Below are 20688 nucleotides of genomic sequence, written 5' to 3' on the forward strand. Positions count from 1 at the left end.
TTATTTTCGAATAATCATTCTATTCGCTTTACCGAATGTTCTGGGGATTTCTGTAATGACAACTTTAAAAGAGGTGGAAAAAAGAGCGTTCATCTCCGCTTCTATGCGATCTTTCAGATTCTCATCCGTACAGTCCATGCTTCTTTCAACTTCTATCGTAATGCTTTGATCTTCTTCAATGACGAAGTGATACCATAGCCCGACACCTTCTATCTTTAAGAGGCAATTCTCCAATAAGAATGGTGAGTATTGTTCACCGCCGATATTCAATTGGTTCTCCAATCTTCCTCTCAACTGTAAGAGATCCATCTGGGAGCCGCATGAACATTCGGATTTCATTAAATATCCAATGTCCCCGGTCCGGTACCGGATCATCGGCATCCCCTCACGAAGCAGAGTCGTCACGACGAGTTCCCCGATTTCCCCGTGATCCAATACCTGTTCTCCCTCAGCTTCTACAATCTCTACTTTCACATGACCCTCAGCGATATGATAGCCATTGTGCTCTTTGCACTCAATGCCGATCACACCACACTCCGTGGAACCATAGAAGAAGGAGACCTCACATCCCCAAAGCACTTCCAATCTATTTCGAAACTCATAAGAGCATCCTTCACCCGTTAAGATCATTCTCTTTAATCCAATGTCCCGCTGAATGTCAATCCCCTGCTTCACGCTTTCTTCGGCTAAAAGGGCAGCATATGAAGGGGTAGTGGCTAAAACGGTGACTCCAAATTCCCTCATCAACTCCAGGGACTTGTCGACCGGGGCCATGTATCCACCTTTTCCTAATGACAGGACCGTCGAGCCAAAGGAAAACTGAAAGAGCCTTTGAAAGCCTAAACCAGGCAAGGCAAATTCATAGGGCAAAGCAACCGCAGCTACATCCTGGTCGCTTTCTGGAAAAAGGATTGTATATTTAGGCAATAACTCATAAATATATTGATCTGCCAATGTAAAAGAGGTATATATCGGCTTCCCGGTGGTACCCGACGTTACGTGGACTTGACCGATTTCCTTGGGATCCATACATAAAAGCTTGCTCTTATCACCCCGGATCGACTCTTTGTGCAAGAACGGCAATCTCGCTATGTCCTCGAGGGAATTCAATGCAGGATTTGAAATCCCGTTCATATGAAAGGTCTCTTGAAAGTACCGGTTGTTATTGACCGCATGTTCTAGAAGAGCATTTACGGCTTCTAATTGATAAGAAAGGATTTCTTCCTTTGGAAGGGCATCAAACGATCGCCCTTCCGCCTCTACTTGATCGAAAAAGGGAAGGAGCCCTTCATAAGTAAGGTCCGAATCAATATCGACCACCATTTTTCGTGAATACTTATGAGCTTGTAACTCCATGGTTTTCACTCCCTAAATAAGAATTTTCCAGTTGAGCGGAATGATCCAGATAGATGTCCACCGCTTCTTCCGGTTGGACAAAATCATGAACAAGACTTGACAGCGCTTTGGACATTGCAGCAGGATACCTATCTTCAAAAATATTCCTTCCTATTGATACACCTCTTGCTCCAGCTTTCATTGAAACATGAATTTCTTTAAATAATGCGATAAGATCATTAGACTTTTCTCCGCCGGATATTAATACAGGGATGGGGAATGCTTGAATGGCTTCTTCCATCTTTTCTATCGTTCCCGGGTATTTCACCTTGACGATATCCGCTCCCACTTCACCTGCTACACGAACCGCATGAGCAATACTATTCTTATTGGGATTGAGGGCCTGTTCTCCAAATACGTTCATCATTGCCAATACCGGAAGTCCCCATTTATAGGCTTCATCACAGACAAGTCCTAAATCCTTCAACATGGCAGGCTCTTCTTGGACCCCGAGATTCACATGGACGGAAATACCGGATACCCCGATCCTGAGTCCATGTTCAATGGTAGAAACCAATTGTTTAAATTCCCCGTTCAATACAAAATTGGTGGAAGCAGAAAGGTGGAGAAGATAATTCATGTTCCGGGTTTCACCACCTCTTTCGATTGCCCAGTGAATGGTGCCTTTGTGTGCTACTATGGATTGAAAATTGTTTTCTTCAGCCATCTTAGACAGTGCAGGAATGTCCGTTAACTTCCCCAGTGGCCCTAATGTTGTTCCGTGGTCTACAGGAAAAAAGATTGCATTGCGTGAAACTGGATGAAACAATCGATTCATTCTAAGAGACTTACTCATCTTAAACCACCCTTTTCAAGTTTAATTTTCAGTAATCTTTTCTAGTATTTTGACTCCTACATGCCTTCCCGGTTCACATTCATATGCCAGTATCTCGTCACCCTTTTTGAAAGCCGTCGCATTTTTAGGATTGCCATCTCCATCAAATATCCGAATATGCCAGTCATCCTGGACAATAGCATTAATCTTCTTTCCTTCATACTCAGCCTCTATCAACAGGAGTGGCCTTACCTCTATCTTTATTCTGCCAATATTCACTTCCCTGAGGTTCCCCTTCGTATCGATGACCGAGACTTTCCCCCCTACCTTCAAATCTGTAATATATTCAGTTGTATCGTTTGGACACCATATATAACTGTGGACGGCTCCCGCATTGACACGAAATGGCCTGGTATTCATATACGGTAAATAATGCGTCTCACTGCAAACAAGGAGACCTCCTCCAGAAGTAGATCCCACAATCATCGCTTCTTCTGTGGTGAGGAGACTCGTTGTATCAATACATGCCCGTTCGCCTGGACCAAGGTGAACGACATCCGTTACGATTGCTCTGACGACCTGGAGAGAAGTCGTCTTTGCCTTTTCCAACACAGTATTCAATTGAGAAATGACCTCCGCCTTGTTAGTGTCTATCAGGAAGCCATCACAACCCACTTCCATCACTTCTTTTGAGACCACGGCATCGCTTACAGACTGGACGTACTTAATAATTTCCGTGTCGCTCTGTTGAAGCTTTGCAATCACCAACTCTAGCGGTATATTCGTCTCATCCTTAAATTCCACCAGAAGATAATGATGGTCACTACCCTCTTCACAGGCTCTTAACATAGACGATTCATCCTCTATATACACATAGAGACCAGTCTTCAAATCTACTAATCTTGCTTTGTCTAAAACACCTTGACAGGAAGATACAATAACGACGTCTGCCCGTTCATTGCTTGCCTGATCCAGGTAACGCTCCAGGTCTTGCAATGAATTGACATGAATGGCAATCGTCAAACGATCAGAGTGTGCCCACTCTCCCATTTGATCGACATGATAAAGGATGCCATTAAAATTATAGGATTGATTGACCAATGCCAACAGTTCTTGCTCTATATAATCGTTTCGCGCATCGTACCAGATCGTTCGCTTTTCCATGGAATTCCTCCTAGTCCTCTAACCAGACTCGTTTCATTTTCCCAGCATTCCGGTGGACCTTATCCACCACTTGCACATCACAATATGTGTTGATATGAAATTCCAGACTGGAACTGATTTGTTCTGAAAGTAATTCACGATCAACCGTTTCATCTAATGGCTCTACTTCTACCTTCAGCTGCTTCTCTTTTACAATGAACCGATACCAGTTCCCCACTCCATCCACCTGCATAAGAATATTTTCAAGGTGAAAAGGGGAATACTCGCCCGTTTCAATGATGATTTGTTCAATATTCCGCCCACGGAGGAATAGTTTCGGAAGGTTCACTCCACAATCACAACCACTCTCATCAATGAAGCCAATATCGCCAGTCCGGAATCGGACCAGCGGCATGCCCTCACGGAGTAAAGTGGTAACGACAATTTCTCCTTGTTGCCCGGCCTCCAGAGGCTCCAGGGTTTCCTGGTCGACGATTTCTATATAAAGGTGCCCATCTGCCAAATGGAATCCGTCCTGCACCTCACACTCCAGGCCGATAAGCATAGCTTCAAGCGAACCAAACAAGATGGTAGACTTACACCCCCAAATGGTTTCGATTCTCTTTCTGAAGTAATGGGACGTTCCCTCACCGGTCAGAAAAATATGGTTGATAGTAAAGTCTTCCTTCACGTCCATCCCGAGTGCTTTGGCATGCTCATATAAGACAATCGCATAAGACGGCGTTGTGACGAGTATTTCAGCTTCCCAGTCTTTCATGAATTGAAGGGCAATTTCCGGTTCAGAATAGGCCCCGCCTTTTCCGATGGGAAGAATGGTGCAGTGAAGTAAATGTTGAAATTCATGATGAAATGTGAGTGCAGATGAACTCATTTCATAAGGAAGGGCATTGGCCACCACCTGGTTTTTCACCTTTTCCATCAACGTCGGGTATTTTGGAGCAAAATAATAAGAATACAATTCATCCATCGTATGTCCAATGTAACTTGGTTTAGTCCCCGTAGTGCCCGTCGATTTACATATATGGGCAAGTTTCTGCTTGGTTAAGATGTCTTTATACCTTTCCCTCAAGTCATCTTTCGTCAGAAACGGGATTGTTGGATAATCCTCTAAGCCAAAAGGCTGATCCGGTTCAAATCCTGCTGATTGTAATCTGTCACGATAAAATGAATTGTTTTCCCATACATAATGAAGGAGGTGCTTTAAGGTTAGCCTGTGATATTCCTTCACATCATCCCTCGACATCGTTTCAAGCGAATCCCCTGAAGCTTCCAGACCATCAAACCAGCGTTTGATACTGGTAAGATGAAATTCTCCTTTCGGGATGGAAAGTGATTGGGTCAGTAATGGCATACTCATCCTACCCCCACTTCTGCTTTCATCAACCGAAGTATATTTTTACTGAAGATGTGGTCTTTCTCATCATCTGTAATCGGCAATCGCTCAATTTTCACCTTCTCGACATAAGGGTCGGAAAGTGGAAATTCCGATCCATAAATGAGCTTTTCGTGCCCGCACTTCTTCACAGCTGTTTCGATAGCCAAGTAATTGGAGGAGGAGGTTTCTAAATATACATTATCTAACGCAGTGGACAATTCGATCGCTTCAATATCAAGCGGTCCGAAGCCCATATGTCCGATGATGAATGTCGTGTTCTTGAATTCACTTGCCAATTTGCCCACTGCTGCCGTGCTTGCACTTGCATGGAAGATCGTATGGGTATAAAAAGGGATATCCAATTGTCCGCAAAGATCGGCAAGTGCTTTTGAAGTTTTCCCCAATAAGGAAAACTGATGTACCATCGGAGCCATCTTAAGACCATGCAGTCCCTGCTTAATATAATAGTCCAACTGTTCAAGGACCTTTTCCGACTTATTATTTACATTCACATTACAGAACCCAAAAAATAACTCCGGATATTTCTTTACCAACCTTAAAACATACTCATTATTCGCTTCAGGCTTCTCCGGTTTATCTTTTCCTATGACATAATTGGTCATCTTCCTGACATCGACCATTCCTCCGGGGAACAGCACCGTTTTATCAATCTTGGCTTCCAACATGGTTGTCATTAATTTTTCAACGCTGATATAAGGCATTTCCGCAATGTGAGCATGGGCATCAATAATCATTGATTCGTTTCCTCCTTATAATGCACTCGATTTACTTTTGAGTATTCTCGCTTAATCTTCTCTACAATAGATACGTTGCAAACGACCCCTCCTGCAGCATACATATGCCTTTTCACTTGTTCTGTCAGTTCATCTTCATCGACTCCATTGGGATTCTCTATTTCAATGGTCAATTCTTCATCATGAATTACAAAACGAAACCATAGTCCTACATCTGGATTCATCAGAAGAAAATGTTCCAGCAATATAGGTGAATATTCGATTCCTTCTATTAAGAACGTACTTCCAATCCTTCCTCGGAGGTGCAATCGTTTCAGCTCATTGGGCGACCCTTCAGCCGGTTCTTTAAGAAATCCTATATCACCCGTTTTATAACGGATAAATGGCATGGCTTCTCTTAAAAGAGTTGTAATCACAATTTCTCCGAGTTCCCCATTTTCCAATGGGCTCCCTTTTTCATCCACTATTTCAACCAGTACATTGCCGTCTAAGACCTGGTAACCGTCCTCTACATTGTCCTGTATTCCAACCAGACCACATTCGGTCGAACCATAAATCTGGTGAATCTCACAATTCCAAATTTCTTTTAACCTGGTAATGAATTGCGGAGAACACCCTTCCCCGGTCAACATCAATTTCCGTACATTGACCTCTTTCCCAATAGAAAGCCCCATGGACTCAATTTGTTCTGCTAATAAGGTTGCATAAGAAGGCGTGGTAATAAGGATGGATACGTTGAATTGGTTTAATGCCTCCACCGTTTTATCCAATGGAGCCATATAGCCCCCTTTTCCAAGGGATACGACTGCTGCTCCGAAAATAAATTGATAAAGTCTGTGAAATCCTAAAGCTGGCTGGGCAAATTCATAGGGCAGGGCGATTCCAACAACATCATTGGATGAATCGCCTTCATAAAGTGTAGGATAGGATGGTATTGCATCATGGAAGTACTGGTCATTCAGTGTAAGTGCATTATAAATGGGCTTACCTGTAGTACCTGATGTGAGGTGATATTGGGTAATTCTTGAGCGGTCTACGGATAATAGAAGATCACGATTTCCTTTCAATTGGTCTTTCTCAAGAAAAGGGATCTTGTCTATATCAGCAAGGTGGTTGATCGTTGGAGTAGTAAATCCACTTTCTATTAATCTCTTTCGATAATATTCATTATGTTCCCAAACATATTCTAATAATAGATTAAGTGCCTGCATGTAGTAGGCTTCTTTATCCTCCCGACTTAAGGATTCAATGGTCTGACCCCGCTTATGTACACTCTCGAAGAAGAGCTTCAGTGGAGTGAAAATGGACGTTTCCAAATCCTCCTCAAATACATTCGGCCTAATTTCGGATGAGTGAATCAAATCCCCGTTCCTCCTTTGAAGCTGTTTTTTTCAATATAAACAGGCTTTCTGCTTATTTCCTTATCTAGTAACGCGGATGTATCGAATAGAATTTCACCAATTCTCAGATTGATGCCATCCGGTAGGTTGCAATTCAATAAATGTTCTTTAATCTCATCGTTTGATAGGGAAAGGGTTTCTGTAAATTGCAATGCAATATCCATTCCGCTGTCTGTCTCTCTTACTTTCCAAGCTATCGGAACATGCTCCAAAGAATAAATCGCTTCCTGCAGTTCGTACAGCCCAATGGTTTTACCCGCAATGGTCAAACAATCATTCGCCCGGCCATAGTGTCGTATTTCCACATGATTTGAACCGCATCTACATTTGGAATCGTGTATAGAAACTAAATCCCCGGTTGCATACCTTATGAGTGGTGACCCTTGATTTGTAAGAGTCGTAACCACTCCTACTCCGATCTCTCCAAGGCTTTTTTCAGATTCCAATGACTCCTCAAACACTTCTACATAATAGTTTTCCTCAGATAAGTGAAGGAGCCCGAATTCACACATTTTAGCGATATTACCGGTTTCTGTTGATCCATATAAGTTATATATGGGCCTTCCCCAGACCTTTTCAAGATACGCCTTTCGCCTTGGCGACAACAACTCTCCAGCAACCAGGATACCTCTCAAATGAGGAAAAGCATCTTGGGGGTCGATAGACATTTGCAAAGCAGTTTCAGCAAGCAGTTCCAGTTCTCTCGGAAGTCCGGCAAATACAGTCACTTCAAGCTCTCTCATTAATTCCAGTACTTTCGGGTAAGGTGTAACCGTGTTCCTGCTGCTTGCCGGAACCACCCCTGCACCGGTTTGGTACGCTGCATGAAGGACTAAATAAGCTGGGACGAACAGGGAAAATGGGAATCTGATCAACACTAAATCATTGTCATTCAGTTTTATTCCTGATTCTGCTATCTCTTGTCCGCCCGTTTCTAAATCCTCTTTGGTATACCATGAGACGGAAGGAATGCCGGTTGTACCGGAAGATTCATGAAAATGACTGATACGTCTTTTTTTCACTGCCAACAAATCGAATTTGGATGTCTCTCTCAACTCTTCCTTTGTCGTAAAAGGAACATCTTTTATAGACGAAAAGGAATCCTTAGACTTTAATTTATTCGCATAGAAGGGCGAACCAAGTACTTTTTCGAGTAAACTCCCAAGATCGATTTCAATTCGACTTTTTACATATGTATTTATGTCTCTCCCTCCAATCAAAACTAGTTAACTACCAAATTATTGGTTTACTAGTAATTTATTCTAAATTATAGACAGGTAGTTCATTATAATCAATACAAATAGTACAAATTTTGACTATATTCTGATTAATTTGAGTCTTTAGCCTCATTTTTATCCGTCAATTTTCTACAGGGGGAGCACAGGGACGGTTCTGTTGCTTCCTATTGGCACAAAAAAGAAGCACGAGAACCGTCCCCGTGCTTCTTCAACCCGCCAATACTCTCCCAACCATCAAGCTCATAAACGAAACGACTTCTCCCTCACCAAGCTCTTCCAGAATCCAAGCAAACTCACTTTCTAACAGACCAGCTATCTTCCGCACCGCTACCTCATGATGGGAAGGTGTCATCGCCTCATAAATCTCCACCACACGATCTTGTCGTTCTTTTGGGAGGTCCCTGTGAATCGTCTTCAACCCAAGTACCTCCCGCTCCTTCGCGTATCGCGACAGCAGGATGATCGTCACGTTTCTCATAGAGTGCCGCAGCATTTCCACGGCCCACGTATCATTCCCTCTCGCCGCTGCTTTCTGGTGCTGAAACAAAAACCAGGCTGCGTCGAGTACGTTATCTTCGAACTGCTCTTTTGAAACTGTGAGGTTCTGGGTAGATTCATATTTTCCCATCAGATTGTCAGGGTCGTGTGCAAGGGGACGGTTCTGCTGCTTCCATTTGGTACGAAAAAGAAGCAAGAGAACCGTTCCCTCGCTTCACTTCAACAATTCCCCCGGCTGATAGAATTTCTCAAACAGCACACCGAGGATATAGGCAAACAGTAGACCGAATCCGATGTGGATCATGGTGAATTTCATCCCAAAGGAGGCCAGCTCGTAAATCACGACCGGCAGTTTCGACGTTGACCAGACTCCGAGGAAGAAGACGATGTAGCGGACACTTGCCCCTTTTTTCAAAAACAGGACAGCCATGGGAAAGGCCACGTATAACGGCCCAGCTGCGATGGTTCCGAGAAGCAGGGAGAAGAGGATGCCATAGAACCCTGAGTCTTTCCCCATATAGCGGATCATCGTTTCCTTTTCCACCCATTTGTCCAATAATCCCACTAACACGAGGACCGGGGGCAGAAGGAACAGCATATCCAGCATGCTGGTTCCCGTCACCTGAGCCGCCTCCCATCCTGCTGATCTGTTTACACTAGTCAGAACGATAAGGCCGACAAGGAGAATAAGAAAGAATCGATATCTCTTTACCTGTTTCATGCCATCACCACCCAAATTAGAACGGCGAATAGAACAGACATGACAACGGTTGCCCCATTTCGCGCTATCGCAAAACTACGTCCAAACACCTTTTGTTCCATAGGTAACGTGACGATCCCGACGGCCATGAACGAAGCCATCAAGGCTGCCACCTGGGGAAGACCCGCCCCGTTTTCCACCAGTGTCGCACCAAGTGGAAAGACCACAAAGCTCGGGATGAGGGAAACAGAACCAATGATCGTGGAGTAAACGAGGCCCAAGACGCCGGATTCCTTCCCGACGATGGAAGAAATGAGTTCTGGAGTGAGAATGGATAAAGATAATCCGACAAACAGCATAATCGCCAGCACATCAGGCATAATATTGCTGAACATTTTCCACGCCTTACTCATGGCTCCTCTCGTCTTTTCCCTGTCTTTCCAGAACGAAATTCCGGTTAAGATAAGAGCTATTCCGTAAAGAATCAGACCGTTAATCATGGTTGGGTCCCTTCTTCCATTCCTTATACTTACCTAAGAAAAAGGATAAGTTCTTGATCTTACTTTCAATATCTTCATGAAAGTCCTCCAATGTTCTTTTTCCCGTTTCGGTGATCCGGTACATTTTTATCGGCTTCTCTCCTGATGTACCAATATAAGACTCAACGGCCCCTTCCGTCTCCAACTTTTTCAGGGTGCGGTAAATGATCGCACTGTCAATTGGGTTGACCGGAATTTCATCCTGACACTTCTGAAGAAGCTGACCACCGTAGCAATCCCCCTCCGTTAAAAACATCAAAAGAAATGCGCCTGTATGTCTTCCTGTATGTTTCATCTATGATGACCTCCTACATTATGATTTAAACTGTTAAAAACAGTATACTGCTAATAACAGTATACTGTCAATAACAGTTTGCAAAATGGAAGTATTAACGAGTTCAACGTGATACAATAAAAAGGAAAGTATCATTTAAAATTCAGGAGGGAATACCATGTTCACATCCAAAAATGATTTCCTACAAGAATGGAAACAAGAAGCCGCAGTCACCCAAAAGGTAATGGACGCACTGACGGATGAGTCGCTGAAACAAGTTGTCGCACCCGACCTGTACAGCATCGGAAGCGTTGCCTGGCACATCACGGGAGCTACATACTACTTCCCGGCTCAAGTTGGCATCACATTCGAAGTGCCGGATCTTCGCAAAGAAGCACCGACGTCGGCTACAGAAATCAGTGAAACATATAAGCTCGTCAGCGACCGCCTCGTAGAAGCCGTTTCTGAGCAAGTGTCAGATGAAAAGATGAACGAAATGGTCAATCTCTTTGGAATGGAAATGCCGGTTCAAGCCGTATTCCGCTTACTGATTCAGCATCAGGCTCATCACCGTGGTCAATTGACGGTTCTCATGCGTCAGGCTGATTTGAAAGTGCCTGGGGTGTATGGACCGAGTAAGGAAGAAATGGAAGCGATGAAGGGTTAAGTAGCAATGACAGCCGGCGGGAGCCGGCTGTTTTTATTATGTAGTGACAGTTTATTTTATGTTTGTTGCCCGCATTTCCTTGTCGACTGCAGGTACGCTCTGGACTTTTGCACGAAGATCCGCTATAAACGGCTCCGCATCCTCCATATAAATCAACGCCTTCTTCACCACTTTCCTCTGCCCGAAATACCCTCTCGCCTCAATCGGTTCCTTGAAGATGATTTCATACCTCAACTCATCGATCATCCCGAAGACACGGGTGAACACCCTTGGCAGCATGGCGACATGAAACACATATTTCTCATGGATGATGCCCCCGCTTTTAGCATACTGGGTTCTTGCCGGCTGAATGGCCGAAACATCCTCTATGTTAAAACGAAGGGACCTCCGCACGCCGATTTTCATGGTGACCTGATTTCCCTTGAACGTAATCGGTGAGTTCCGGACAAGATTATAGTCCCCGAGCATATAAAGGATGCTGTAGACATGTAGCACGACAAGGATATCCGCCCGGAGTGGATCCACGTCTTTTAAATAGTAATGAAACGCGAACGCTTCGATCACCTGTTCATGAAGAAGCGCGATGAACAGCCAGAAATAGTTGGAGCCCTTATGATAGGCATAGGTTGCTTCAGTCGGCCTCACTTTCCATTTGAACAGGGCATAGTAGAAGACAATCGCTTCTTTCTTTAGAATCGTGATGAAGGGATTCTTCTCCATGTGGCCTCTTCTATATTTTATAAAAAGAATGATGGCGCCGACATCCGCCAGTACAATCAGGATGACGAGTGAGATGATCAGTTGAGTGTCCACGGTCTTCCTCCTTTATCCAAGAAAATGAGGGATAGCCAACGAGTGCCTGATACCGGTAAGCCAAATCCTGTTGAGTTACCAAAAACCATATATATCCTTTTATGGAATTATCATCTTAAATGTAAGGTATCCTGTGTAGGATGTATAGGATTATTTATCGTATTTTCTTAATAGACAAGGGATTGTGACGAAATGGTTAATAAATGGAAATCACGGTTGACTGGGGAGGAATTTTTAAAAAAAGAGAAAATTAGCTTGCTTTAAATGTAAAAGCCAGGTGGACAGTCTATCATGTTCACCTGGCTTTTGTTATGATCAATGCTCTTTTTCTTCGGAATATGGATGATGGGTCTATGAAACAGTCAAAAACCAGACTGAGAGAGGTCTTAATAGAAGGTCACAGCTACGTGTATAAACCTCCCTCTACTTCATATTCCCCTTCATCCAAGCAGCAATCTGCTGCTCATCCGTAGTTGGTTTCTGCTCAAGCTGGCGGATCACGCGCTCTTGTCTCTCAATTGAATGATTTTGACTCAGCTTCGCTTTTCCTTCAATCTGATTGATCTTAATTTTGAACCCTTGAACTCCCCTGCTCATGCCGGCGAGCAGCGCAGGGTCTAGATCCCCCAGGCTATAGGAACTGTCCCGGGCTTCGAACGTTGATACCAGTTCATGCAGCGATTCAACGAGCTCTTGGTCGTCCTCGACAAGCTCTACTTCCCCGGACACATGGACGGATACATAGTTCCAGGTCGGGACGGTTTGATTCGTCTCGTACCATGATGGGGAGATATAACAATGAGGACCGTGGAAAATGGCCAGCACCGTTTGTTGTTCAATCTCTTTCCACTGGGGATTCGGCCGGGCAAAGTGTCCGTATAAGTATGTTTTCTCCTTGTTTAACAGGAGCGGTAAATGCGTCGCAACCGGCCTCCCCTCGTGCTGGGAAAAAAGCGTCGCAAAGCTGTGTTCATTAATGACACCAAACGCCACCGTTTCATCGGTGATCTTAAAGTCTTTGGGAATATACATTGTGATCCGCCTTTCTACATTTTTGTGGCTACCCTTTTTTAAGAAAAAAGAAGCAAGAGAACCGTCCCCTTGCTTCCCGAACAGCCCATAATCTACATTTCATAAAACAACCAAGGGACCTGTCCCCGCGGCTCCCCGTGTGCTATAGTATCCTAGTATCAATTGAGAACGGAGTGAGCATATGAATTCAACAACGAAAGAGATCACACTGATCATCATCGGATCCTTATTCTTCGCCCTCGGGGTCAACTTGTTTGCCATTCCGAATGAGCTTGGGGAAGGCGGCGTGACGGGGATTTCCATGACCCTCTATTATGTATTGGACTGGTCGCCGGGTATCACCAACTTCATCATGAACGGCATCCTCCTCGCGATCGGTTATAAGGTATTAAATAAACGGGTGACATGGTACACCATGCTCGCCATTTTCTTTACGTCCCTCTTCATTCAATTGACAGAAGGGATGGGAAATTCCGTCGACATCATGCTCGGCACCGTGTTTGCCGGAGTGTTCATCGGGATCGGACTCGGGCTTGTACTGCGCTCGGGGGGTACCACGGGTGGCTCCACGATCATTGCCCGTATGCTCAACCAGCAATTCGGCTGGGCAGTCAGCACGACCATGTTCGTGTTCGACATTCTTGTCGTCCTTGGTTCATCGTTCGTCATCGGAATCGAAAATACGATGTACACCGGGATCTCCATCTACATCAGTACGAAGATCCTCGATTACCTGATCGACGGATTCGATACACGAAAGGCGGTCACGATCATCTCTCAGGATACCGACGCCATTGCGGAAAAAGTAAGCGCCGAAATGGACCGTGGTGTCACCATCATCAACGCAAGAGGGCACTATTCAAAAGCGTCGAAAGATATCTTATACGTCGTGATTAACAAACAGGAGCTCTTCCTCCTGAAGAAAATGATCCAGCAGATCGATGATAAAGCATTTGTCGTTGTCCACGATGTGAGAGATGTATTCGGGGAAGGATTTACGTTTCCGAAGACGTAAGCATGGGGACGGTTCTCGTGCTTCCTTTTTCACCAGAGGGACAGGTTTCTTGGCTCAATTAGGCCGGGGAACCTGTCTTTCTTTTCACCTATGTAAAACATTTGTTTAGATGATACCAGCCACCTTACCTTCTCCCATCCATTTCCTCATAAGTCCACCCCGCAACCTCCACCTCATACCCCGCTTCAAACTGCCCCATCAACAACCGCAATCCATTTTCCCGATCTTCAACATTCCCTTGTTCATCCATTAACTGCATGCCATATGAAGCGATATCCGCCACAACCCGCTCATTCCGGTAATAAGCGAGAAGGACCGGATCCACTTCCACTTCTCCATAACCCTTGTAGAAAAGGTCGGTGTGCTCACGGCCCTCATCCTTGAAGCACAACCCCAAACCCACTCCCGGGAACATCAAATCCCTTTCAACAGGGGCCATGACGGGATCGTCCCAATCGACGATGAATAGCTTTGAATCCCCATCGATCATCACATTCCCGGGATGGATATCCCCGTGGCATAAAACAAATCCACTTTTATCACGATCCTGCAGCCTCTGTGAAAGTTCTTCCGTCCGCTCCACAAGGATCAGGATGTCTTCGCGCTTTCTTTTCCAAAAATCAATGAGTTTCTCTGCCACTTTGTCACGGGGAAGATCTAAATACACCTCCCTGTCAAGCTCCCTGACTTTCTCACACCAGGGTCCTGAGAAATCTTCTTGACGCAGTTGCACTTGAAGATCATGAGGGACCCCTGCAGAATGAATGGACTTCAGGATCTGTCCAAACCGAATCGACTGCTGCCCGCTTAACGGCGATTCGAAACCCGTTCGCCCGTCTACGAATGACGAAAGGATCCAGTGGTACCCTTCATGATGGACCGCCAACTTATGACCAGTCGTCGGTATGGGCGGTATGACCGCGTCGATCCCTTGAGTAAAGAGTAAATGAATGATTCTGATTCCCGTGTCATCAAAGGAACCTTGGATCATTTTCAGAAAAAGGACCTCGCCTCTCGACCCTATTACACGATAGACTGCCGCTTTCGGATCATGTCCGATGGGCAGGAACGTCACTTCTTTCGCTGCAAAGTTAAAGTGTTCTTTTAATCCGTCTATGATTTTTTCATGGTTGAGCTCAGGTTGTTTTAACATATATCCGTTTCCCCTTTCAGATGCAACAGAGGGAGAGGTCCCGTGGCACGGAGTCTCAAAATGAGCCGCGGGGCCTGTCCCTCTGGTTTTATACGGTCCTGATTGCCGCAACCGCTTCGATTTCAACCAATTGATGTGTGTATCCAAGCACCGTCACTCCTGATAATGTACTGGGAACGTCATGATCCCCAAACTCTTTTCTAATCGCCTCCCAAGCCGTCACTAAATCGGTCTGTTGATGAGAGGCTACAAGGACCCGGGTATAAACGACGTCCTACAAGGAAGCACCACTCTCTTTCAGTACTTCCTTCATATTTTCCACACACAGCTTGGCTTGAAGTGTGTAATCCTGTGCATGAGGCACTTCCCCTTCTTTATTCAGAGGACAGGCTCCGGCTAAAAAAAGGAGGTCCATGTCTGAAGGTACTCTTGATGCGTAGGCATAATCAACATGGGCTAAGTGCGTTGATCGGATAAAAGATATTTTATTGGTCATGTCGGTTCCTCCCATCCATTCCGGACATGTTCCACCTTCCCTTCTTCGCGGTTCCATATGGAAAGGGGAATATCCTATTGGTTTCTTACTAGTAGACTTCGACATGGGGAAATGATTTCCTTGTTTTATCCATAAGTCAGCGAGTGGCGCCCCTTCTTAAATTGCTCCAATCGACGTTAGCATCTCAATGAAATGGGTGCAGTACTGATTGGGATGGAAGTGAGTCTCTACATGCTTTAATCCTGATTCCCGGATTTCTTCCCGTTTTTTTGAATTCGTCATTAATTCTCTTGCTTCCTTTACAGCTTCCTGGATATTTCCGAGAGTATAGTATTTTCCCGTTTGATTGTGAATGACGGCACTTCGGACTCCGTCTGAATCGGTGGTTAGGACGGGACACTTGCAGCTTAATGCCTCGAGGACCGAATAAGGAGCCCCTTCGACTTTGGAAGTGGAACAGTAGAATCCTCCCGAATCTCCCATGGAAGAGAAATAGTTTGGCATTTTGTTATGAGGGACATGGTGTAAGAGTGATAGATTCTTTTGCAGATTCAGGTTGCGTATCAATTGAAAGAATCGCTTCCGTTCCTCGGGAGTACAAAGGGTTGGATCTTCGAACATATAAAGCTGAATGTTTGGATTGACCTTCTTAATGAGGTGGTAACCGATACGGAGGAATTCACTCCAATTTTTATTATCCACGATCCGCCCGGTCCAGCCGATAATGGGATAAGCGCTTTTCTTTATTTGAGTATACTGGAATGCACTGGTATCAAAACAGTTGTTGAAGCTGAATTTAGGGGTGGAAGGAAAAAGTTGGTGAAGTAGTTTTTCAATATGCGGGGTCCTCGGATTAAGCAATGCGTCTGCATGGGCATCGATGATGGGTTTACCCTGGGTCAAAAATTGCCTTGCCCTCTCTTTGGATCCGAGCCCCTGGATTTCGATGATCAATTTGCCTTTATATCCTAACTCCCTGAATAAAGGAAGGATTTGATAATCTGAGATGACGACGATGGCACTATATTTTCCTTCCGTTAATACCCTCTTGATCATTTCGGGATCCCTTCCGATGAAGGTACGTCCATCTGAAGGGTTGAGCAAACTACGCTTCTTTTGATAATAAAGACTATGCCCTTCGATATTGAACGACTTAAGCGCTGCACATCGTTGGCGATTCAGGGTTTCCACCCCTCCACTTGGCACATAGAAAACAAATAATACTTTTTTCAAGATGGTTCTCCTTTCCTGTTCACGGTAACACCCTTTTGATGGTATTCATGGTTTTGGTCAAATCCTTGACATTTGGGCAATGAACCATTTGATAGGTGGTTTCCGGAAGCTTTAGATCCGCCCCCGCCGGAGACGTCACAATCATTCGACAGTCCTGAATTCCAAGTTCTTCTAATCCGGCAGACAACTGCTGGGTTGTGTCGATGAGGACGAGCCAGTAATTTGAATACTTCTGCTCGAGCAAAGTTTCAATTTCTTCTATCGTCCCTTCGTCCACTGAGTATACCGGAAAGTAAATCGTAGTCTCATATGGAAGATTCCTTCTTTTCCGGGCTTGGTGCCTGGCAAGGGCGAATTGATCTCTCCACCAACGATGTTTCGCCTTTTCCTTGACGATTTTCTTCGATAGACTCATCGGGGAATTCAAGCGATACCCCATCAATTCTTCAGGTACAAAGGCAGTGTCACAGTTTTCGGTCAGACGCAGCCAGAAATCATATGTTTGTACGGGGTCAAGATTGAAGCCGCCGATTTGTTTCGCATATTTCTTTTTGTACATAAATGAGGTGCCGATAAAGCTTGATTCCAATAAGTCTTCTGCTGTTCTTGTTTGCTGCCACTCGCGAAGTTTATCCTGTCTTTCTTTATCAAAAATGATTTGACCGTTTTCATTTATATGATCAAAAGCACTGTAGACCAATCCTACTTTAGATGGGGAGCTAACCAGTTTGTCACGGAGCTTCTTAAAGAAGTCGGGATATAATATGTTGTCACTCGACCCCCAGGTGACATATTTCACTTCATCCAATTTGAACAAATGCTCAAATCCTGTATTGAGAGCCTTGGATATCCCTTCGTTTTTCTCCTTTTCAATCACGGTACACCTTGGATCGCCGGCAAATTCGTAGACTATAGACTTCGTTTCTTCATTTGCCCCGTCTATGACAATGATTAAATGGAATTGATCATAGGTCTGCTGCTTGAGAATCGAACGAAAAGCCGCCCGTAAATAACGGGGCAGTTGATTGTACACAGGCATGACCATACCTACATCCTTCATGTTTCGTTTCCTCCTTTTATTCGTTTTCACAATGAATCGAAAATACAGCATTGAACTCAAATCTTTCCAGACCACATTCCCACACTAACTTCCCCTGCTTTAAGTCATAGCAGGCAATCCGTGTTGGCAATGTATCAATATGCGACCGATAGCCTTGATTGCCATCCAATGGATTTTTGGTCGGGCGCATCCGGGTAAAGCCCACAATGACGGTATGATCATCCAGAACCTTGATTCCCCGGCACCAGCCGAGCTTCTTATTATGGTTTGTCCATTCATTTAAATCATAATCGTTTGTCACCTTGAATGTTTTCACATCAACGGTGACGACATGGCCATCCACCCTGGTAAAATAGAGTGTCTCGCCGAACAGGACACCGTCATGGATATAGGCTCCACCGATGTCGATCCGTTTGTCGGGATTCGTTAAACAGATGGCGTCTTTCTGCAAACAGCGGGTTGCCCAAATCTCATCCCCGATATGAAAGACATAGTTCGGATGCGAAAGATGTGGCTTCGTCGTCAGTACTTTACGATAATCCACCTGCTTTGAAAAACGCTCCCATGGAGGACTCTGAAGGACATCCCAAACGTGTATCAGCTTTCCCCTCTTATCCACCTCCACCACCATATCCAATCCCGTCGTGACGACATGAAGGTTTCCGTTCTGCGCCGGCCGGACATGATGCACATCATTGAAGCAGGGAATCGACACATATCCTTTTTGTTTCATGTCAGGTAAGGAATAGACAAGGACTTCCCTTTCCGTGCACACGTATAAGGTTTTCCCTTTCACGGTTCCCGCTTTGAAGACGATGGAAGGATCCTCATCCGGACAGACCTCAGGAGGCGATACATACTCGAACCGGTCGATCAGTTGTTTGGTTTGCATGTCCAGCTTGAGAATGACGCCTTTTTCATATTGGTGCCACTCAGCTACCATTCTGTCCTTCTGCTTTCCACCGACAATATAAATGCTACTCATAGCATTTCACCCCCTTTCCCCGTTTGGTTCGCTACCCTACCGAATGGTATCCGGCAGATGTAAGGTTTATACACTATTCTATTGAAGTAAATCCACATATGTTTGGACTGGCGTCGTGGTTTTTTCGCATCATTTTTGAAAAGCCGTCCAGTAGAACAGAAAAAAGGACATGAACCGCTGTTTCCAGCGATTCATGTCCCTACGTTTCAATAAAAAAAGAGACGGCCAGCATGCTGTCTCCGCCTCCACATCAACACCTCACATACTTCCTCTTAAACCCGATCCGTCCCTTCTCCACCTGCTTCTGAATATCATCGGCAGACTTCAGGACACTGTTCTTCTTCCCCTCCCGCACCATCTCGACAGGCCCGATGTCCTTTGCCGTCTCGAGAGCCTCTTCATGAAGAGGAACATAGGAAACGCCGACTGTCGTGACGAAATTACTCATTGACGATTTCGTCCTTTCGGGTGCCTCGTGGATGGTGTCTTTCACCCTCTCCAGCATCCCGGCGATCTTCTCTTCGGAAAACTCTTCGTCCTTCCGGTTCCCGAGGAGCCAGCAGTAGCAGCTCCATCCCGCCGACATTTTCAATTCTTCCCCGCTCTCAATCCACTTATCGGCGACAACTTGCGCGATATCAGCTTCTGCCAAGGTGACCGCCACCACGTAATCGGACAGCATATAGAAATATGCCCCCTCGATCCAGCGGTCAAAGTCCGCTTCAGTCATCCTGATCGGATCGGCAATGACGCCGGCAAAGTACATGGCATCATAATTTCCGGTAGCGTATAACTCCTCTGCCAGGGCTTGATCCTTCTTGATTTCCTTCGCCATCGGCTTCATGGCACCCGTCGCGACACCGAACACGGGCTCACGGGCACCGTTCGATACGTACATTTTCTTCATTCGTTCCTTGCCGAGGGCTTCTAGTTCCTGCATCACCGTTTCCAGATCCATTCCATCCACTTCCTTTATTTGTCCATCTTATATGTATTCTTCTTACATCGCCCTGTCCCTTTTATTTTTTTTATTTTTCACGAAGGCAATGAGAAGGAGGAGAATCGGAATGACGACAAGCAGAGGCAAATGCAGCACATACATGGCCACCTTCAGCCCTTCATGGATATGTTCCTGAAAATTGCTCGCAATCCACATCGACATGAATAGGACGATCAGGCCGAGCGGATAAGCGAGTCTCGAAGGCGATTGAACCTTGAATACGCTCGCCGTTCCGATGACGGCCGCATAAAAAAAGATGCTGATCTTCAAAAAAATCCCGATCACCAGACCAAGCATAAAGAAGACATCCAGGCGTTCCAGAAAGTCGGCTACCTGTATCGACTGAACCGTACTAAGAAGGGGGAACTGCGAACGGGCCGTCAGATCCACCCCAAGGACACTGATATTGATGAGCATCGTCAGGATCAGGTTGATTCCGCTAAGTCCTATGGCACAAAATATGGTTAACTTCGCCTTCTTTGGATTATTCAAATACGGCAGGATCATTGTAAAGACAAAGACTTCTGCAAACGGAAAATATAAGGTTTGTGTAAAAGTCACTTTCAGGACCGGCTTCAGCCCTTTTTCCAATACAGGCTGCAAGTTGGTGAAATCGATCAAACCGGAAACAACGATCAAGATGAATCCAACAACCGACAGGAGGAACATGAGCATGAATAGCAGTTCGCCTGATCGGGCGATGACCTCGATTCCTTTCCGGACCGTATAGATAATGACAAGCATCAACAGGGCATTGGCAATGAATAACGGGGTTTCCGGATAAGCAAAGGTCAGCAGCATTTCACCGAAATCCCGGAGGACCCTGGACGCATCATACATAAAATAAAAAAGATAAAGGAAGGCAAGGACCGTTCCAGCTACTTTACCAAGAATCTTCTGCATGTATTCGGTCGGCAGAAGGTCTGGATAATACGAGTACAGCTTATGATAGACGAGCAACAGAACGAAACTCGCGATCATCCCGAATGTGATTGCAAGCCACGCGTCCTTTTTCGCATCGATGGCAAGAGGGACCAGTAAAGCACTTCCCATTTCAAACAGAACCATTAAGACAAAGAGCTGAATACTGCTGATTTTCGCCTTTTCCACTGTACGGTCCC

23 protein-coding genes are annotated in these 20688 nt (G+C 45.1%); 2 read left to right on the forward strand and 21 right to left on the reverse strand.

Features of this window, described 5'->3' with window-relative positions:
* From ACSQ2E_RS19005 to ACSQ2E_RS19055, 11 genes are all read right to left on the reverse strand, one after another.
* Positions 1-1356 carry a phenylacetate--CoA ligase family protein gene (locus ACSQ2E_RS19005; protein ID WP_435993130.1) on the reverse strand — a complete coding sequence of 452 codons (1356 nt, stop codon included), beginning with the start codon at positions 1354-1356 and terminating at the stop codon, positions 1-3.
* Positions 1337-2191: a class I fructose-bisphosphate aldolase gene (locus tag ACSQ2E_RS19010; protein WP_435993132.1), complete on the reverse strand. Its 855-nt coding sequence runs from the start codon at positions 2189-2191 to the stop codon at positions 1337-1339. Before ACSQ2E_RS19010 ends, ACSQ2E_RS19005 begins: the two co-directional genes overlap by 20 nt.
* 21 nt (positions 2192-2212) lie before the next feature.
* Complete coding sequence (locus ACSQ2E_RS19015; RefSeq protein WP_435993134.1) at positions 2213-3334, reverse strand: 3-dehydroquinate synthase II; 1122 nt, start codon at positions 3332-3334, stop codon at positions 2213-2215.
* Between the two features lie 10 nt (positions 3335-3344).
* Positions 3345-4691, reverse strand: coding sequence for a phenylacetate--CoA ligase family protein (locus tag ACSQ2E_RS19020; protein WP_435993136.1), 1347 nt, complete (start codon positions 4689-4691; stop codon positions 3345-3347).
* The gene (locus ACSQ2E_RS19025; RefSeq protein WP_435993138.1) at positions 4688-5464 is read right to left on the reverse strand and encodes an amidohydrolase family protein; all 777 of its coding nucleotides are present in this window, start codon (positions 5462-5464) and stop codon (positions 4688-4690) included. The genes ACSQ2E_RS19020 and ACSQ2E_RS19025 overlap by 4 nt, the downstream gene beginning before the upstream one ends.
* Positions 5461-6825: a phenylacetate--CoA ligase family protein gene (locus tag ACSQ2E_RS19030; RefSeq protein WP_435993140.1), complete on the reverse strand. Its 1365-nt coding sequence runs from the start codon at positions 6823-6825 to the stop codon at positions 5461-5463. Before ACSQ2E_RS19030 ends, ACSQ2E_RS19025 begins: the two co-directional genes overlap by 4 nt.
* Positions 6822-8084 carry a phenylacetate--CoA ligase family protein gene (locus tag ACSQ2E_RS19035; protein ID WP_435993142.1) on the reverse strand — a complete coding sequence of 421 codons (1263 nt, stop codon included), beginning with the start codon at positions 8082-8084 and terminating at the stop codon, positions 6822-6824. Before ACSQ2E_RS19035 ends, ACSQ2E_RS19030 begins: the two co-directional genes overlap by 4 nt.
* A 226-nt stretch (positions 8085-8310) precedes the next feature.
* Positions 8311-8796, reverse strand: coding sequence for a hypothetical protein (locus ACSQ2E_RS19040; protein ID WP_435993143.1), 486 nt, complete (start codon positions 8794-8796; stop codon positions 8311-8313).
* 18 nt (positions 8797-8814) lie between these two features.
* Positions 8815-9321, reverse strand: coding sequence for a permease (locus ACSQ2E_RS19045; protein WP_435993145.1), 507 nt, complete (start codon positions 9319-9321; stop codon positions 8815-8817).
* Positions 9318-9800, reverse strand: a complete 483-nt coding sequence (locus tag ACSQ2E_RS19050; protein ID WP_435993147.1) for a hypothetical protein — start codon at positions 9798-9800, stop codon at positions 9318-9320. The genes ACSQ2E_RS19045 and ACSQ2E_RS19050 overlap by 4 nt, the downstream gene beginning before the upstream one ends.
* On the reverse strand, positions 9793-10134 hold the full coding sequence (locus ACSQ2E_RS19055) for a PadR family transcriptional regulator (protein WP_435993149.1): 342 nt from the start codon (positions 10132-10134) through the stop codon (positions 9793-9795). The genes ACSQ2E_RS19050 and ACSQ2E_RS19055 overlap by 8 nt, the downstream gene beginning before the upstream one ends.
* Positions 10135-10291: 157 nt before the next feature.
* Here ACSQ2E_RS19055 and ACSQ2E_RS19060 point away from each other — a divergent pair, with 157 nt between their 5' ends.
* Positions 10292-10780, forward strand: coding sequence for a DinB family protein (locus tag ACSQ2E_RS19060; protein WP_435993151.1), 489 nt, complete (start codon positions 10292-10294; stop codon positions 10778-10780).
* 51 nt (positions 10781-10831) lie between these two features.
* Here the strand turns inward: ACSQ2E_RS19060 and ACSQ2E_RS19065 are convergent, their stop codons facing one another.
* Together ACSQ2E_RS19065 and ACSQ2E_RS19070 are read right to left on the reverse strand one after the other, a co-directional pair.
* Positions 10832-11593, reverse strand: a complete 762-nt coding sequence (locus tag ACSQ2E_RS19065) for a hypothetical protein (protein ID WP_435993153.1) — start codon at positions 11591-11593, stop codon at positions 10832-10834.
* Between the two features lie 423 nt (positions 11594-12016).
* A complete protein-coding gene (locus ACSQ2E_RS19070) occupies positions 12017-12625 on the reverse strand; it encodes an FMN-binding negative transcriptional regulator (RefSeq protein ID WP_435993155.1) in 609 nt (202 codons plus the stop codon).
* Positions 12626-12806: 181 nt separating this feature from the next.
* Between ACSQ2E_RS19070 and ACSQ2E_RS19075 the strand changes: the two genes are divergently transcribed.
* Entirely contained in the window at positions 12807-13640 is an 834-nt protein-coding gene (locus ACSQ2E_RS19075) for a YitT family protein (protein ID WP_435993157.1), read from the forward strand.
* A 124-nt stretch (positions 13641-13764) separates the two neighbouring features.
* Here the strand turns inward: ACSQ2E_RS19075 and ACSQ2E_RS19080 are convergent, their stop codons facing one another.
* The 8 genes from ACSQ2E_RS19080 to ACSQ2E_RS19115 form a co-directional block, all read right to left on the reverse strand.
* The gene (locus ACSQ2E_RS19080; protein WP_435993159.1) at positions 13765-14793 is read right to left on the reverse strand and encodes a phosphotransferase; all 1029 of its coding nucleotides are present in this window, start codon (positions 14791-14793) and stop codon (positions 13765-13767) included.
* An 88-nt stretch (positions 14794-14881) separates the two neighbouring features.
* Complete coding sequence (locus tag ACSQ2E_RS19085; RefSeq protein ID WP_435993161.1) at positions 14882-15016, reverse strand: hypothetical protein; 135 nt, start codon at positions 15014-15016, stop codon at positions 14882-14884.
* A 51-nt stretch (positions 15017-15067) separates the two neighbouring features.
* Positions 15068-15289 carry a hypothetical protein gene (locus ACSQ2E_RS19090; protein ID WP_435993163.1) on the reverse strand — a complete coding sequence of 74 codons (222 nt, stop codon included), beginning with the start codon at positions 15287-15289 and terminating at the stop codon, positions 15068-15070.
* Positions 15290-15445: 156 nt separating this feature from the next.
* Positions 15446-16522 (reverse strand): glycosyltransferase family 4 protein, encoded by a 1077-nt coding sequence (locus ACSQ2E_RS19095; protein WP_435993165.1) that lies wholly within the window; start codon positions 16520-16522, stop codon positions 15446-15448.
* 19 nt (positions 16523-16541) lie between these two features.
* Positions 16542-17582: a glycosyltransferase gene (locus tag ACSQ2E_RS19100; protein ID WP_435993167.1), complete on the reverse strand. Its 1041-nt coding sequence runs from the start codon at positions 17580-17582 to the stop codon at positions 16542-16544.
* 16 nt (positions 17583-17598) lie between these two features.
* Entirely contained in the window at positions 17599-18567 is a 969-nt protein-coding gene (locus ACSQ2E_RS19105; RefSeq protein WP_435993169.1) for a hypothetical protein, read from the reverse strand.
* A 250-nt stretch (positions 18568-18817) separates the two neighbouring features.
* Entirely contained in the window at positions 18818-19525 is a 708-nt protein-coding gene (locus ACSQ2E_RS19110) for a DNA alkylation repair protein (RefSeq protein ID WP_435993171.1), read from the reverse strand.
* A gap of 42 nt (positions 19526-19567) precedes the next feature.
* Positions 19568-20677, reverse strand: coding sequence for a GerAB/ArcD/ProY family transporter (locus ACSQ2E_RS19115; protein WP_435993173.1), 1110 nt, complete (start codon positions 20675-20677; stop codon positions 19568-19570).
* Between the last annotated feature and the right edge of the window lie 11 nt (positions 20678-20688).

This window comes from Rossellomorea sp. LjRoot5 (assembly GCF_964253455.1).
Lineage (GTDB): Bacteria > Bacillota > Bacilli > Bacillales > Bacillaceae_B > Rossellomorea.